Annotated in this window: 12 protein-coding genes; 4 read left to right on the forward strand and 8 right to left on the reverse strand. The window is 47.1% G+C overall.

The genetic code is table 11. The annotated features are described in order from the left end of the window. Positions 1 to 425 precede the first annotated feature (425 nt). From AC1RR2_RS08075 to AC1RR2_RS08085, 3 genes are all read left to right on the forward strand, one after another. Positions 426 to 1,367, forward strand: coding sequence for a TSUP family transporter (locus tag AC1RR2_RS08075; RefSeq protein WP_493221750.1), 942 nt, complete (start codon positions 426 to 428; stop codon positions 1,365 to 1,367). 365 nt (positions 1,368 to 1,732) lie between these two features. Next, positions 1,733 to 2,911 carry an efflux RND transporter periplasmic adaptor subunit gene (locus AC1RR2_RS08080; RefSeq protein ID WP_493221751.1) on the forward strand — a complete coding sequence of 393 codons (1,179 nt, stop codon included), beginning with the start codon at positions 1,733 to 1,735 and terminating at the stop codon, positions 2,909 to 2,911. A gap of 9 nt (positions 2,912 to 2,920) precedes the next feature. Continuing rightward, the gene (locus AC1RR2_RS08085) at positions 2,921 to 6,040 is read left to right on the forward strand and encodes an efflux RND transporter permease subunit (protein ID WP_493221752.1); all 3,120 of its coding nucleotides are present in this window, start codon (positions 2,921 to 2,923) and stop codon (positions 6,038 to 6,040) included. Between the two features lie 117 nt (positions 6,041 to 6,157). Here AC1RR2_RS08085 and AC1RR2_RS08090 read toward each other — a convergent pair whose 3' ends face one another. The 5 genes from AC1RR2_RS08090 to AC1RR2_RS08110 all read right to left on the reverse strand — a co-directional run bounded on the left by AC1RR2_RS08090 (position 6,158) and on the right by AC1RR2_RS08110 (position 11,056). Next, on the reverse strand, positions 6,158 to 7,792 hold the full coding sequence (locus tag AC1RR2_RS08090) for a M56 family metallopeptidase (protein WP_493221753.1): 1,635 nt from the start codon (positions 7,790 to 7,792) through the stop codon (positions 6,158 to 6,160). Beyond that, complete coding sequence (locus AC1RR2_RS08095) at positions 7,792 to 8,178, reverse strand: BlaI/MecI/CopY family transcriptional regulator (protein WP_493221754.1); 387 nt, start codon at positions 8,176 to 8,178, stop codon at positions 7,792 to 7,794. Before AC1RR2_RS08095 ends, AC1RR2_RS08090 begins: the two co-directional genes overlap by 1 nt. 195 nt (positions 8,179 to 8,373) lie before the next feature. Continuing rightward, positions 8,374 to 9,642: an alpha/beta fold hydrolase gene (locus AC1RR2_RS08100; protein ID WP_493221755.1), complete on the reverse strand. Its 1,269-nt coding sequence runs from the start codon at positions 9,640 to 9,642 to the stop codon at positions 8,374 to 8,376. Between the two features lie 566 nt (positions 9,643 to 10,208). Further along, positions 10,209 to 10,682: a VOC family protein gene (locus AC1RR2_RS08105; protein WP_493221756.1), complete on the reverse strand. Its 474-nt coding sequence runs from the start codon at positions 10,680 to 10,682 to the stop codon at positions 10,209 to 10,211. 20 nt (positions 10,683 to 10,702) lie between these two features. Then, positions 10,703 to 11,056, reverse strand: coding sequence for a DUF1428 domain-containing protein (locus AC1RR2_RS08110; protein WP_493221757.1), 354 nt, complete (start codon positions 11,054 to 11,056; stop codon positions 10,703 to 10,705). A gap of 623 nt (positions 11,057 to 11,679) precedes the next feature. On the opposite strand from AC1RR2_RS08110, the gene AC1RR2_RS08115 reads away from it, so the two are divergent. Next, positions 11,680 to 12,873 carry an amino acid aminotransferase gene (locus AC1RR2_RS08115; RefSeq protein WP_493221758.1) on the forward strand — a complete coding sequence of 398 codons (1,194 nt, stop codon included), beginning with the start codon at positions 11,680 to 11,682 and terminating at the stop codon, positions 12,871 to 12,873. 105 nt (positions 12,874 to 12,978) lie between these two features. Here the strand turns inward: AC1RR2_RS08115 and murI are convergent, their stop codons facing one another. From murI to AC1RR2_RS08130, 3 genes are read right to left on the reverse strand one after another with little or no spacing between them, the layout of a single operon-like run. Further along, positions 12,979 to 13,851 carry a glutamate racemase gene (gene murI, locus AC1RR2_RS08120; protein ID WP_493221759.1) on the reverse strand — a complete coding sequence of 291 codons (873 nt, stop codon included), beginning with the start codon at positions 13,849 to 13,851 and terminating at the stop codon, positions 12,979 to 12,981. Then, positions 13,844 to 15,364 (reverse strand): fumarate hydratase, encoded by a 1,521-nt coding sequence (locus tag AC1RR2_RS08125; protein ID WP_493221760.1) that lies wholly within the window; start codon positions 15,362 to 15,364, stop codon positions 13,844 to 13,846. The genes murI and AC1RR2_RS08125 overlap by 8 nt, the downstream gene beginning before the upstream one ends. Before the next feature lie 33 nt (positions 15,365 to 15,397). Beyond that, positions 15,398 to 16,015: a TIGR00645 family protein gene (locus AC1RR2_RS08130; RefSeq protein ID WP_493221761.1), complete on the reverse strand. Its 618-nt coding sequence runs from the start codon at positions 16,013 to 16,015 to the stop codon at positions 15,398 to 15,400. Positions 16,016 to 16,208: the final 193 nt, after the last annotated feature.

The following is a 16,208-nucleotide window of genomic DNA, read 5'->3' on the forward strand; positions in this document are numbered from 1 at the left end:
GAGCGAACAAGGATACAAATTAAGAACTGAGCTTGAATTTATTCTACTCGTATTTTTTCAGTGCAATGCGAAGAAAGTCGCGAATCGAATTGATAAATGAATTGTCTGTTGTTGATTTAACCCAGATTATTCATACTGCACAGCTGCGCTGCTGTTCGCGTGCTAAGGGGGCGAGGTCGCTTGCTTTTGTTGCTCTTGCTCGCCAAATGCTAGCGCTTGGCGCCTCATTCACATCAGGCTTATTTAGAATTGCCGTCGACACGCTCTAGCTTGAAGGAAAGTGAAAAATATGTCTTGCTTTTAATCGTAAGGACGAAGGATACTTCTACATATTTTTTAAATATATTAATTTTTTTGATCGCTAGCTCATTCTCATGATCCTATCGGTACTGCAATTTCACTCGCTTTCTATCCGCAGGTATTTTATGAAAACTTTTGCTCAAACTGGTTTTGTATTCGTCCTATTATCAATGCTGACCGGCTGCGAGTTGCAGAGCGCTGATTTAAGCCTGGGCTTACTGGTGGTCTTTGCTGGTTTAGCGCTGATGTTTGTTTTGCTTTGGGCAAAACGATTACGCCAGATGCGTCAAACTGGACAGGCGTGGAACTGGCCTAAACCGATAGAAATTGCGATTGGTGTGATCACCGATTTTTTCGATACTTTGGGCATAGGCTCGTTTGCGCCGAGTACGGCATTTTTCAGACTGTTTAAGTTGGTGCCCGACGAGTTGATCCCCGGCACACTCAATGTTGGGCATACCTTGGGAACCATTACCCAAGCGCTGATCTTTATTCAAATAGTGCAGGTCGCGCCGGGGACTCTATTGCCCATGATATTGGCGGCAGGCATGGGAGCTGCGATTGGTACCAAGATGGTCGGACATTTGCCACGATTCCAGATTCGTATTGGTATGGGCTTAGCTTTGTTAATCGCTGCCACCATTATGTTCCTGTCGATGCAGGGTATTTTGCCATCAGGTTTGGATGCCTTGTCATTAACTGGCTGGAAATGGTGGGCAGGTGTGATTGGTAATTTGTTGCTCGGTATCTTGATGCCTTTAGGAATAGGTCTGTATGCGCCGTGCATGATCTTGGTCAGTTTGTTGGGTATGAGCCCACTAGCGGCATTTCCTATCATGATGGGCTCGTGTGCATTTTTGATGCCGATTAGTAGTATAGGATTTTTTCAAAATGGGAAATATCTGCCGTCTGCCGCCTTAGGTATCGCGATTGGTGGCGTGCCTGCGGTTCTGGTAGCGGCCTATGTGGTTAAGTCATTGCCTCTCGATGCGGTGCGTTGGATAGTATTAGCGGTGGTGCTGATCGTCGCCGCGACTTTATTACGTGCGGCGTGGCGTGAGCGTTAGTTCCGTATAGTTGTGACGTTAGTCAATAAAGAAAGCGCCAGGTAGAAATACGAGGCGCTTTTTTTTGAACCTTTATTTAATATGCATGGTCTCCTGCTAAGTAGCAGGTTTGGATTTGTATAGGTTTCCGTGAAACTTCCTGGTTCGAGTTCCTTCTCATCGGTTAGTATGGCGATACGCTTTGAGTCACTAAGTTCGAATGAAAAAATTGAAGTCGACTCAAGAGAAATCATAAAAGAAAATCTTGTCGCCGATGAAGCGATCTTGCCTCATTAGTCAATACGCTAGATTCAAGTGGGTGGGCCGGGGAGAAACAAGAAAAACGCAATTCGAATTATTCTTAAATTACTAAAGGAAATACAAAGATGAAGCAATCGTATATCCCCTTCAATCTCCTACTGCTCGGTTTCTTTGCGACGATATCGCCGGTGCAAGCGCAAACAGTTGCCAGCGCAAAGGCAAGCGCTGCGTCGACGGCATCCGCAGTCAGCACGGCAAAGCCTTCATTAACCGTGACCGCAACCCAAGTCGGTAGCGGTCAAATGGCAACCAAGTTAGTCGCTAATGGCAGCGTCGCTGCATGGCAGGAAGCGACGATAGGATCGCAGTCTAGCGGTTTGCGTGTGACTGAATTGATGGTGAATGTGGGTGATGTGGTGAAGCGTGGTCAGTTGTTGGCGAGCTTCGATAGCGAAGCGGTGCGCGCCGATGTGGCACAAGCTAAGGCCGCATTGGCTGAGGCCGAGGCGAGCGCCATGGATGCGACGGCAAATGCCGACAGGGCGCGTGGTTTGCAAGCTAGTGGCGCGATTAGTAAACAACAGATAGGGCAGTATCTGACGGTAGAGCAAACGGCAAAGGCCAGAATGGCGGCCGCTAAAGCGAGCCTCGATGTGCAGCAATTGCGTTTGAAATATACGCAAGTAGTGGCACCGGATGCGGGTGTTATTTCGGCGCGGATGGCAACGGTAGGTGCCGTGCTCGGTAACGGTGCTGAGTTGTTTCGCATGATACGTCAAGGTCGTTTGGAATGGCGTGCCGAAGTAACTTCTGCTGATTTGAGTAAATTGCTCACCGGTATGAGCGTAACCGTGATCGCACCCAACGGTGAACAAACGCTGGGCAAGGTGCGTATGGTGGCCCCGACGGTAGATGTGACTAATCGCGTTGGTCTGGTGTATGTGGATTTGATTTTGCCGAAAGCTAAGAGCGCTGCCGCGTTTAAGCCTGGCATGTTTGCCCGTGGTGAGTTTTTCCTAGGAAACTCTCAGGCCATCACTATTCCGCAGCAGGCAGTAGTGGTACGTGATGGATTTAGTTATGTGTTTAAACTCAATCCCGACCAACGCGTGACGCAGGTAAAAATTCAAACCGGACGTCGTATGCAAGTCAATGGTAGCGAACAAATTGAAGTCCTAAGTGGCATCAATGCGGGAACGCAAATCGCTGCAAGTGGTGTCGGTTTCTTAAATGATGGTGATCTGGTAAAACTGCTGCCTCCCACAGCAGGTGTTACTGCTGCCCCCTCTACTGTAAAGAAATAGAGGCGCACGATGAATTTTTCTACGCTTTCTATTAAAAATCCTATCCCGGCAATTATGTTGTTTACCTTGCTGACGCTAGCAGGTGTTTTATCTTTTCGCAGCACGATAGTTCAAGATTTCCCTGATATTGAATTGCCTTTGGTGACAGTCAATGCCAGTTTGCCGGGTGCTGCGCCAGCGCAATTAGAAACGGAAGTTGCACGAAAAATCGAAGATGCTGTCGCCAGTTTGCAAGGTGTCAAGAACGTGTACACCAATGTCCTGGACGGCAATGTTAATGTCACGGTGGAATTCATCCTGGAAAAAGTTTTATCCGATGCGGTGAATGAAGTACGCGATGCGGTCGCTACCGTGCGTGCCGATTTGCCGAGCGAAATGCGCGACCCGACAGTGACAAAAATGTCGACCGCTGGTCGCGTGATTTTGACTTATACCATTGAGGCTGCACCACCTGGCAAAGATACGCCTTTAGTCGCTGGAGAAAATACCACGCCCGACGTGCAAGACTTAAGTTGGTTCGTGGATAACACCGTATCCAAGCGTTTGCGTAGTGTGCCTGGTGTTGGTGCGGTGAAGCGCATGGGTGGTGTTAATCGCGAGATCCGTGTGGAACTAGACGCCAATAAAATGGCGGCGCTAAACGTCTCCGCCGTCGATGTCTCGCGTCGTTTGAAAATTGTTCAAAAAGAAGCGCCCGGCGGTCGCGGCGATGTCAGTGGTGCAGAACAGGCTGTGCGCACCATCGCGACGGTAAAGACAGCGGAAGAATTGGGCAGTTTAGATATACCACTGCCAGATGGCCGACATATACGCTTAGATCAGGTTGCCAGCGTGAGCGACACGGTAAGTGAACCTCGTTCTCGTGCGACGTTCAATGGAAAGCCTGTGGTCGGATTTGAGATATTTCGTACCAAAGGTGCGTCTGAAGTTGATGTCGCCACAGGTACTCGCGCGGCGATAGAGGAACTCAAAAAAGCCTATCCAAAGTACGTATTCCAACATGCAATTGATAATGCACAGCCAGTAGAAGAAAATTTCAAAGGTTCAATGGAATTATTGTACGAAGGCTCGCTGCTGGCGGTGTTGGTGGTGTGGTGGTTCTTGCGCGACTGGCGTTCGACTTTGGTGGCAGCGGCTGCTTTACCACTTTCTGTGATTCCTACTTTTTTGGGCCTCAAATACTTTGGCTATACACTTAATACAGTGACCTTGTTATCTTTAGCCCTGGTGGTCGGTGTTTTAGTCGATGACGCAATTGTCGAAATCGAAAATATCGCGCGCCATTTACAGATGGGTAAAACGCCTATGCAGGCCGCAACCGAAGCGGCGGATGAAATCGGGATGGCGGTGATCGCAACAACTTTTGCTTTGGTCGCCGTATTTTTGCCTACGGCATTTATGGGTGGGGTACCTGGTTTATTCTTTAAACAGTTTGGCTGGACGGCGGTGATTGCGATTTTAGCGTCTTTGGTGGTGGCGCGTTTGCTGACACCGATGATGGCAGCTTATATTTTGAAAGCACCGAAGAAAGATGCAGCGGGCAATATTGACATAAGACCGGACAGTTGGATGATGCGAACTTATATGTTCACCATGCAATGGTGCTTACGTCATCGCTTAATCACAGTGTTTTTCGCGTCGCTGTTTTTTGCTGGATCTATTCTTCTAGCCAAATATTTGCCGACTGGCTTTGTACCACCTTCGGATAGGGCGCAGACCCAAGTTAATATCGAACTGCCACCTGGCAGCACTTTATCGGAAACCAGCGATATTGCCGAACGTGCGCGTTTAGCGATTATGAATGTGAAGGGTATTAAGGGTGTATTTAGCTCTATCGGTGGTGGTTCCAGCGGCGATGCTTTTGCGCCAGGTGCAGCGGCGGAAGCGCGTCGCGCGGTACTCACGGTGATTGCAGTGCATCGCGATGAACGTAAGGAGTCGATGTCGGATTTAGATAATTTGATTCGCACTAAAATGAGCGATATTGCAGGGGCTAAATTCTCTGTCGGACCTTTAGATACAGGTGTCAAATTGCAACTTGTATTAAAGAGTGAAGACCCTGTGGTTTTGCTAGAAACTGCGCGCAAAGTCGAACGCGAATTGCGCACATTAAAAGGCATAGGGAATGTCAGTTCTAGTGCGTCTTTGGTGCGTCCTGAAATTATTGTTCGTCCCGATTCTGCGAAGGCGGCAGATCTGGGTGTCACTGCAGAAAGCATAGGAGAAACGGTGCGCGTCGCCACTGCTGGTGATTACGATATGGCGCTCTCTAAAATGAATTTGGCACAGCGTCAGGTACCGATACGGGTTAAATTGCCAGACCATGTACGCGCAGATCTTGCGTCGATTGAACGTCTGACGGTACCAGGAAAAAATGGTCCTGTGATGATCAGCAGTGTCGCGACAGTCAGTATGGAATCTGGTCCGGCGCAAATTGACAGACTTAATCGTAGTCGTAACGTGACTTTGGATGTCGAACTAGGTGGACGACAATTAGGCGAAGTCAATGAAGAAGCACGTGCTTTGCCAACCATGAAAAATCTGCCAGCGCCCGTCAGTATTGCAGAGTTGGGCGATGCGCAAGAAATGCAGGCATTGTTTGCCAGCTTTGGTATTGCGATGTTGATTGGCGTCTTGTGTATTTACGGCGTTCTGGTTTTGTTGTTCAAGGACTTCTTACAACCAGTAACGATACTGGCCGCTTTACCCCTGAGTATTGGTGGCGCCTTTGTCGCATTATTAGTTACCGGTCGCGCGTTGTCCATGCCGTCCATGATAGGTCTGATTATGCTGATGGGCATTGTGACTAAGAACTCCATCTTGTTAGTCGATTATGCCATCATTGCACGCAGTGCCGGGATGGATAGGTTTGCCGCTCTGGTCGATGCCTGTCATAAACGCAGTCGTCCGATTATCATGACGACGATCGCGATGGGCGCAGGCATGATGCCTTTGGCTTTGGGCTGGGGCGCCGATCCTAGTTTCCGTTCACCGATGGCGATTGCAGTGATAGGTGGTTTGATTACCTCGACTTTGTTGAGTCTTTTGGTGGTGCCGGCGGTATTTACTTATGTCGATGATTTTGAACATTGGATGAAACGCTTGTTTAAAAAACGAAGTAAGTCGTAGCAAAAATCGATATCTGCAGTATAGTTCTTTTTGATCTATAAAAAGCTGGCCAAATGTGAAGAAGCATTTGCCAGCTTTTTTTACTCGAATTGACTTCGGGTTTGAAGCAGAATTGTTTCAATGATTAATTTCTTGTATCGCCCATTTAATTTTAGTTACCACGTCAGGATCGCTGTCTTGCAAATGGGCTTGCAGTGCAGGCAGGCTGCGTGGATCAGCTAAATCACCTAAGGCATGGGCAACTTGTTGTCGGACGTAAGGCGAGGGGTCGGATAATAGAGCCAATAATTGTGTTGACCAGTCGCGTTCGCCACAGTCGCCAATCGCGCGTGCCGCTTCTGCACGTACCAAGTGATTCGGGTCCTTCAGCATTAAGGCTATGACAGGGATAGTTTCGTAGAAGCGCATTTCGCTCAAGCCCCACAATGCCAATCGACGCACATTGGCGTCATCATCATGCAGTGCCAAAATCAGGGGCGCAATTGCACGTCGTTGCTTGAACGAGGCGACATCACTTGCATGACGTGTCGCAAAATCAGCACTGCGTAAGGCAGCTGCCAGCGCAGTAAAATTCGGATTGTTTAAAGCTTCTAAGGCGATTGCTGCGCGTTTGCCAGCATCGCCGGGACTAGTTCCTGTCAACTTAGTCTCAATAAACAGATGTTGCGGCCAGCTTGCTTGCTCGCCGACCAGGCTGATGCTGCTGGTAGCGACTAACAAAACGACAGTAAACAGGCTAGTAATGGTCCAGTCCAAGGAAGTGACTGGTTGTCTGCTTTTATGCGGATCGAGAATGCCAAGTAGGCGTTGATACAAAGTTTTGCCGCGAGCAGCCAAGGCTGTTGCCGCATCATGCTCAGCTTGTGATTGAGCGTTGGCGGCTTGCGAAACCTGAACTAACATTTCAGCGTAATGGGAAGGGCGACCGCCCATGCGTATTACGGTGTCATCAGCAGCACATTCCATATTGAAACGCAGTTGTTTTTGCATAGTCCAGATCAAAGGATGAAACCAATATAGCGCGGTGATCAATCTTGCCAGCATCAATGTAGGCCAATCACGATTAGCAATATGCGCCAGCTCATGACGCAAGATGTCGTCGGGTTCTTGGTACTCGTAGCTTTTGAGATCAATCAGGACGCAAGGTCGCCGTAAGCCCCAGCTAATCGGCGCAGTAATCTGTGAGGAAAAAAATAAATCAACAGGCCGTTCAATTTTGTATTGTTGGCGCAGACTTTCTAATCTTGCATGCCAAAGCTTATGCCTTTCCGTCGCTTTTTTTGTTGAAATTGACAAGCTCAGCCTGCGCTTCAATTTCATTAAGCGCCACAAGTCGAAGATCAGTTGACTAAGCAGTAGTAAAGCGACGAACACATAAGTGACAATCAGCGCATAAGCAAGCGATGGTTCTCCATCCCTCAATTGCTGGTGCGCGGCGACATAACCTAGTTTAGGTAAACTGGGCAAATTGAGCGCGGCGTCGCTGACCGCTGACCAGGCAAGTGGTGCATTCACGGCAAAGCTAGGCAGTATCTTCCAATCGAGGGCGATGGCGATTGGCGCAAGAAGAAGTGCGACTAAAGTCAAACGTCCTGCTAGTGCTCGCTTGGCGGCAGATAGCTTCTGCAAACCAGCGAGTACCAGCAGGACGACCAATAAAATCAGGCTAAGCTTTCCTAATGCATTGACGCAATCGAGTAGTGTGATGCCATATGTTCTGCCAAATAGTGCATTCAAACTACTGGTTTGCATTAACGTCCATCCTTCTTGGCTTTATCAATTAAGGCTTGGAGTTGATCGATTTCCTGGTCGCTTAATTTCCCCGACATGCCGAGTAAGGCGGTGGCCGCACTGGCGGGTGAATTGTCATAGAACACACCTACCAGTTTCTTTAAAGCGGAGCTGGCAACTTTCTTCTTTGCTTGTACTGCTCTATAAAGGTAACGTTGGCCTTCTTCACGATGACATAGAACGCCTTTGTCTTCCAGTCGCGCCAACATGGCACGAATCGCCGAATTGCTGGGTGGGTCTTCCAGTGCTTCTTGTATTTGCGCGGCAGTCGCTTCTTGCAGGCGATAAATAATTTCGACAATTTGTCGTTCACGCCAAGGTAAATCTTCGATGCTAATGTTATCCATAGGAGTTGAATACTGAATAAAGTAATTGCAGTTGATTGTTTATGCCGTTCAGTTTAGTTCAAGACATCGGCGTATCATCCCTGCGTAGGCAGCGATTCAGTGTCTTTAGGCTTTACGCCGCTGGATTCCCGCCTTCTTGGGAATGACGAAAAATGAGACCAGGGTTTTACTAAACTGCATTGGCAGTTGATTGAATTATTTCTGTTGTAGTGCTTGTTCCGCTTTTTGTAAATTATCTTGGTAGCCTTGTAATGCTTTAGGACTACGTTGCGGATTAGCTTTTCCCAATGTTATCGCTTTTTGAAATTGTTTGCGAGCCTCTTCGTAGCGCTGTAGATTGAGTAAGGCTTCGCCATGACTGTCATATGCATTATCGGATTGTGGGAATTGCATCACGTTATATGCCAAAACCATTTCTGCGAGCACGCCTTGTTTGGCTTTGAGCATCAAATCAAAACCCAGCTGATTAATCTCTGATTCTGAAAATTGAGATGCTTTTAATGCGGTATTCACACTATCGATCGCCGTTGTAATTTCTTTGGCAGCGATCTCTTTTCCGGCTTTCTCTAAATCTTGCATCAAAGTTTGCTTTGCTTTTTGTTTTGCTAATTGCTTGGCTTGTTTTTGTGCTTCTTTATCGAGGTTAGTGATCATGTCTTCAATCGCTCTGATGACCAAATGTGGCTCATCGAATTGAATGTGATGGCCACTGCGCGAAGTCACTATGTGGGCACCATTTGAAAACGATTGAAACAACTTGGCATGTAGATCACGTTTAACTTGCAAAGCCGGTGCAGTTTCTTGAAAAAATGGATTATTACGCGTTGCTTGTATTGAGGTCAGGATGACCATAGGTACATCCGGGAGTGCAGCTGTATTCGGTAATTTAGCCTGATCAAAAATTTGCTGGACTAAGGCTAAATCGGCCTTGGCCGCAGGCGGCGCCATGTTTTCTAAACGTTTTTGATCTTGCAGCACTTTTTGCGCATCGAGTTTTTTCAATTCTAATTCTAAGCTTTCATTCGCCGGGTCAACTAAGACCAAACCCGCAATTTTTTGTGGAAAACGGGCAGCGTGTTGACGGACTACCCATCCGCCGTAGGAATGACCAACTAGGATGATCGGTGTTTTGATTTGCAAGGATTCTATTAATTGTTGCAACTCTTCGACATGCTGACTCAGGTTAAGTGGCTGAAGACGTGCTGGGGATTTTCCAACACCTGCGCGCGAGTACACCAGTATTTGAGCATGTTTGGTTATGCTGGGCGCGACCTTGTGCCAGACGCTTAAGTCGCTGACGAAACCCGATTCGAAGACGACGGTGTACGGTCCGTCTCCAGCCAGAATGGCATGCAATTTACCGTTGGCGACATCCACCATTTTTTCGTTGTTTTGAGCCGTTGCTGGTGTACTCGCAAGCAGTGTGCTTAAAACAAGCAGCAGGCTTAAGAAGATTTTTTTCATAACATTTCCAGGTAAAGTATCGTCGTATCTTGTTGTTAAGTAAATTTTTAAATGGATTTTTCAGACTGAATCTCGCATATCCCCATCCAATTACTTTTCTATGTTGTGCTACTTTTGTAGCATGCTGCAAGTGTAGCACCTTTATTTTGAAAATGTCAAACAGTGCTGATTGTTGGTAAATGTTTAATCTGGGGGATATGGTAAGGGCAAACGGAATCGCGCATCGGAGAGGAGTTGCACAGTTTGTTGCTACACTAAGCTAAGCCGAGATTTTCCATTAGGCGCGCCGAGGGCGCATCTTCGGTCATTTTTGTTGCTCTTCGTTGCCAATAGCTCGCTATTGGCACCTCATTCACACCACGACTGTCTAGGGAAGTGCATCCTTCCACATCTCAAATCCTAATGGGAAATCTCGGCTAAGTCGAAAGAGAGTCTTTTTTGATTTTGAATCGGGGGAAATCCACACGGGCATAAATTTCCCCCAATCGACTAATATTGATTTGTTGCAGAATATTTGTCCTAACACTAAAGAAGCCCATCAAAGCTTGGGCTATCTATGGTGATGCTTAGTCTCCTTTATAGGCAGCCTCCAGCACCGCAACATCGATTTTACCCATCTCCATCATTGCTTTCATAACGCGTGCTGAGCGTTCTGCATCGTCATCTTGTAGCATCGTGACCAGGCTACGCGGTACGATTTGCCATGACAGTCCAAATTTATCTTTAAGCCATGCACAGCGTCCTGGCGTACCACCCTCGGATAACTTTTCCCAATAGTGGTCGACTTCTTCTTGCGATTCACAGTCTACAAAAAGTGAAATCGCTTCGGTAAATGGAAATTGTGGCCCAGCATTTAAGGCGAGAAATTCCTGGCCCTCTAACTCAAAACGCATGGTCAAGACTTTACCCTCAAGTTCAGGCACAGCATCACCATAGCGGGACACGTCCAGAATCTGGCCACTTTCAAAAATGCTCAGATAGAAATTGACAGCTTCTTCGGCATCGAAGTTAAACCATAGGCAGGGCATAATTTTTTTCATTGGGTTTCCTTGTTAGATTTTTAGAATTCCACTAGTTTTTCGAATCCACCATAGATCAAACGCTTGCCATCAAACGGCATAGGTAGAGTTTCCTGCGCAAAGCGTGGATCGGCCATCATTTTTTCCCATGCCGCATCCCTTACTTCTTTGGAGGGCCAGGTCATCCACGAGAACACGACTGTTTCATCTTCCTTGCACATGACAGCTTGCGGAAATGAAGTGATCTTACCCGCTTGTACGTCATTGCCCCAACATTCAACGATGTTGATGACACCGAACTCTTTGAAAAGGGCAGCGGATTTTTCTGCGTAGGATTTGTAAATCTCACGACTTGCGGTGGGTACCGGAATAATAAAACCGTCTATGTAGTTCATGATGGCGCCTTCTAAAAGAATTTAAATCTACAAATATTCGTGTTCACGAATTGCGGGGGAGTGTGACAAAAAGCTAAGGCTAGGTGTTTGTTCTAATTCTTTCGCTGAATGGCAATGAAATTGGTCACAGCAGAAACAATCTTAATGAGTGTAAATATCAGATGTTGATCAAGCAAGGCAAATATGGATTTTGTTCCTGATTAACGACTTGCGGCGCTAACAATTCTGGAGATAAATCGAAAAAATGCTAAGCGCTGGGCATTTAATTCACAGATATTGTGTCAAAATATGCGCTTCGTGAAATCTTGCTTTATTCGTCTTTTTTGCTGTTTTGCCTCATATGCTGGGCGCAAACTTCTTGGAAATCATCATTTTCCCTTTGCACTGAGACTTCGATATCGGCAACTAAACAAGTTGCCAGCATGATCGCTGCGTAGGGTGCTTGAGCAATTATTAAGCACTTGCCAGCTTGATCTGCGTAGATACTCGGGTCATGCAACTAACGAATAGCTGGATTTTGGTTGAGCCGTTTTGCCCTTTTTTCTGTCTAGAAATCAGGCTAATATCGTTGCTCCCTTAACGTTTTTGTTTGTTTATGATTTTTCTCACATTGGAGTTTTAACATGTTTCAGCACGTCGAAGCCTATGCAGGCGATCCTATTCTGTCCTTGAATGAAGCGTTCGGTAAAGATACCCGCCCAAACAAGATTAATCTGTCGATTGGGATCTATTTTGACGATAACGGCAAGATTCCTATGTTGCCATCTGTGCGTGCAGCAGAATTGAAAGTGGTGGCAGCTGCGGGTGCGCGTCCTTACTTGCCTATGGAAGGTGCTGCGAATTTCCGTACCGCGGTTCAACATTTATTGTTCGGTGCGGACCGCCCAGCGGTCAAAGAAGGCCGTGTCGTGACTTTGCAAACTGTTGGCTCTAGTGGCGGTTTAAAAGTGGGTGCGGATTTTGTGAAACGTTATTTCCCAGAGACGACAATGTTGGTGAGCGATCCAACGTGGGACAACCACCGTGCGGTATTTGAAGGCTCTGGTTTGCCAGTCAAAACCTATCCTTACTACAATGCTGAAACAGGTGGTTTGCGTTTCGACGAAATGCTGGTGAGCCTGAAACAAGCTGAAGAAAAATCGGTGGTTCTGTTGCATGCCTGCTGCCATAACCCAACGGGTGTGGATTTGACTAAGGCGCAATGGGAACAATTGGTACCGGTATTGAAAGAGCGTAATCTGATTCCATTCTTAGATTTAGCTTATCAAGGCTATGGCGATGGTATTGAAGAAGATGCTTTTGCGATTCGTTTGTTGGCTGACCAAGGTTTAAGTTTCTTCGTCGCAAACTCATTCTCTAAGAGCATGAGTTTGTACGGCGAACGTTGCGGCGCATTGAGTGTGGTTTGTCCAGATGCGGCGCAAGCGGTAAATGTTTTGGGACAAATGAAAGCCATCATTCGTCGTAACTATTCCAACCCTCCTATGCATGGTGGTCAGTTGGTCGCAACGGTTCTGACTGATCCAGAATTGCGCCCTATGTGGGAAGCCGAAGTGGTGGCTATGCGTGATCGTATTCAAGCGATGCGTAAGGCGCTGCATGATGTTTTGGTGGCCAAAGTACCTGGCCGTGATTTTAGCTATTTCTTAACGCAACGCGGTATGTTCAGTTACACTGGATTGACAGCAGCGCAGTGTGATCGCCTGAAAGAAGAATTTGGCGTGTATGTGGTACGTTCCGGTCGTATGTGCGTGGCGGGTTTAAATACGCGCAATGTAGAAGCAACGGCGGCGGCGATGGCGGCGGTTTTAGCTTAATCTTCGTAGTTACTTAGATTGAAAAAGGACAGATTTTTCTGTCCTTTTTTATTGTCTGTTGGAGGAATATCGCAGAAGCGCTGCGGCCACATCGTCGCTAAAAGTCTAGATATCCAGTGCTTGCGCTACGGGGCTTGATTCGCCTTCTGTGATAAATCCTAAAGCCATTTGTAAAGTGCCCGCATCACCTGTGGTCCACGCCTGAAAAGGCTGCATAATTTGATGCCAGGTATTCCGTAATTGCTGTTTTTCCAAAAGATCAGATAAGCGCCGCGCAACCGCTTCGCCAGTATCAATGATGTGTATAGGCTTGATCTGATCAATCTGATGCTCGCGTATCACCTGACGTATTTGTTGTTCGACAAAGGGATAGTGCGTGCAGCCGAGTACCAGCGTATCTACGCCCTGATCGAGTAAGGGCGGAACATAAAGTCGTAATAAATTCAGAATTTCAGCCGAATGCAAATCGCCTTGCTCAATTTGATTGACAAGACCAATACAGGCTTGAGGAATAAATTGTGTCTGCGTTTCTCGCCCCAGTTGTTCACTTAAGCGATTAAATTTTTCACTCTGCAAAGTGCTGCGGGTTGCTAACACGCCGACAATCTTACTGGCGCTGCGTGCTGCTGCGGGCTTGATGCCCGGTTCCATGCCGATGATGATCAGAGCAGGGTAGCGTTCACGTAAGGTATTGACGGCTGCCGCTGTGGCCGTATTACAGGCGATGACCAAGGCCTTAATGCCTTGTTGCAAGAAGAACTCAGTAATCTTGATACTGCGGTCAATTAGTTCTTCGTTGCTGCGTTCGCCGTATGGAGCGTAGGCCGTATCCGCGACGTATAAAAAATTTTCAAGCGGTAACTTCTCGCGCAAATGCTTGAGCACTGACAAGCCACCGATACCAGAGTCAAACACGCCGACAGGCGCTCTGCTGTCGGCGTGCTTGTTTTTTGCTTGAGTCTCTACGATGTTAAGCAACTGGAATAATCCCGATTTTTGCTTGCCATTCTTTTGGACCGGTATTGTGCACTGAAGTGCCTTTAGAATCGACCGCGACTGTGACTGGCATATCAACGACGTCAAATTCGTAGATCGCTTCCATTCCCAAATCAGCAAAGCCAACTACTTTTGCAGTCTTGATTGCTTTTGAGACGAGATACGCCGCGCCGCCGACTGCCATCAAATAAGCTGATTTATGGTTTTTGATCGATTCAATTGCTGCTGGGCCTCGTTCGGCTTTACCGATCATAGAGATCAATCCCGTTTTCTCTAACATCATATCGGTGAATTTATCCATACGCGTTGCCGTCGTCGGACCTGCTGGACCCACCGCTTCGTCACGCACTGGATCAACTGGACCGACGTAGTAAATCACACGATTGGTAAAATCAACTGGCAAGGTTTCGCCTTTTGCCAGCATGTCTTGAATACGCTTATGCGCGGCATCACGACCGGTTAACATTTTGCCGTTTAACAGCAAGGTTTGACCTGGCGTCCATGAAGCTACTTCTTCTTTCGTCAAAGTATTGAGATCAATGCGTTTGGATTTTTCGGTATCAGCAACCCAATGCACGTCTGGCCAGTTGGACAGCGATGGCGGCTCCATATAAGTTGGACCTGAACCATCCAGTACGAAATGCGCATGGCGTGTTGCTGCGCAATTCGGGATCATCGCGACCGGCTTGGACGCGGCATGGGTTGGGTACATATTAATTTTCACGTCGAGCACGGTCGTTAAACCACCCAAACCTTGCGCACCGATACCTAGCGCATTGATCTTGTCGCACAATTCGATACGCAATTCTTCGGTTTTGTTTTGTGGTCCACGCAATTTGAGCTCGTGCATGTCGATGTCTTCCATCAAGGATTCTTTCGCCATCAACATGGCTTTTTCTGCGGTGCCGCCGATACCGATGCCGAGCATACCTGGTGGGCACCAGCCCGCACCCATAGTAGGTACGGTTTTCATGACCCAGTCGATCAAGGAATCGGAAGGGTTGAGCATGACGAATTTAGATTTGTTTTCGGAGCCGCCGCCTTTGGCCGCTAATTGCACATCAACCGTATCTCCAGGCACCAATTCCATATGAACTACCGCTGGCGTATTGTCTTTGGTGTTTTTGCGCTCAAACAAAGGATCGGCAACTATAGAGGCGCGCAAGACGTTATCGGAGAAAGCATAACCACGACGTACACCTTCGTTTACGGCATCAATAATCGAGCCAGAGAAACCTTCAAAACGCACACCCATGCCGATTTTTAAGAAAACGTTGACGATACCAGTGTCTTGGCAAATCGGGCGTTTGCCTTCAGCGCACATACGTGAATTGGTCAAAATTTGGGCAATCGCATCTTTCGCTGCCGGGCTTTGTTCTATCTCATAAGCACGCGCTAAATGCGCGATGTAATCGGCAGGGTGGTAATAGCTGATGTATTGCAATGCAGCTGCAACGGATTCGATTAAATCGTCTTGTTTAATAATGGTAGTCATTGTTGGCTCTTGGCTAAGTAATGAAAAAGAAAATTAATGTTTTTGTGCTTGCTGCTGCGTCTTAGTCATCAATTGATCGCAGTATGCGATGGCTAATGCAGACAGTAGGAACACCACGTGTATGACAGTTTGCGCGATAAGATCTTTGGCGTCGTAGGATTTGACATTAATAAAAGTCTTTAGCAAATGAATCGATGAAATACCGATGATTGCCATGGCTAACTTAACTTTGAGTACCGTCGCATTCACATGTGATAACCACTCTGGCTGATCGGGATGATTTTGCAATCCTAAGCGGGAAACGAAAGTTTCATAACCACCGACGATTACCATGATTAACAAGTTGGAGATCATGACTACGTCGATCAGGCCTAGTACCACCAACATAATCGTGGTTTCATTGAGTTTGCTTGGTCTTGCTGCTTCGGATCCAACGACAGAAACTGCATCAAGTAGGTGCTGCAGAGCGGTAGCATCACCCATCGCGGCACGAATCAAGTCAACGAGTTCGACCCAAAAATGAAAGACATAAACGCACTGTGCCAAAATCAAGCCCAGATACAGAGGTAACTGCAGCCAGCGGCTGGCGAAAATGAATTTGGAAATCGGGGAAATTTGTGGTGTTTCAACAGCGTGTGAATTGTCGGACATGCGTAGCCTTTTCAACTAATAAAAGTAATTATCTTGTTTGCACTAAGTGAATCATTTCTTGAATTTAAATGAAGCTAGTTTGCGGATACAAAATTTGCGTGCATTTTACACCGATGGGCCGGTCATGTCTGCGTACTGGCTTAAATGCACTTTGCTTGTTTTAAATCAAGTCTATGCTGTCGCTGAATCCTTA

This window comes from Undibacterium sp. GW821-FHT11H02, from assembly GCF_058808015.1.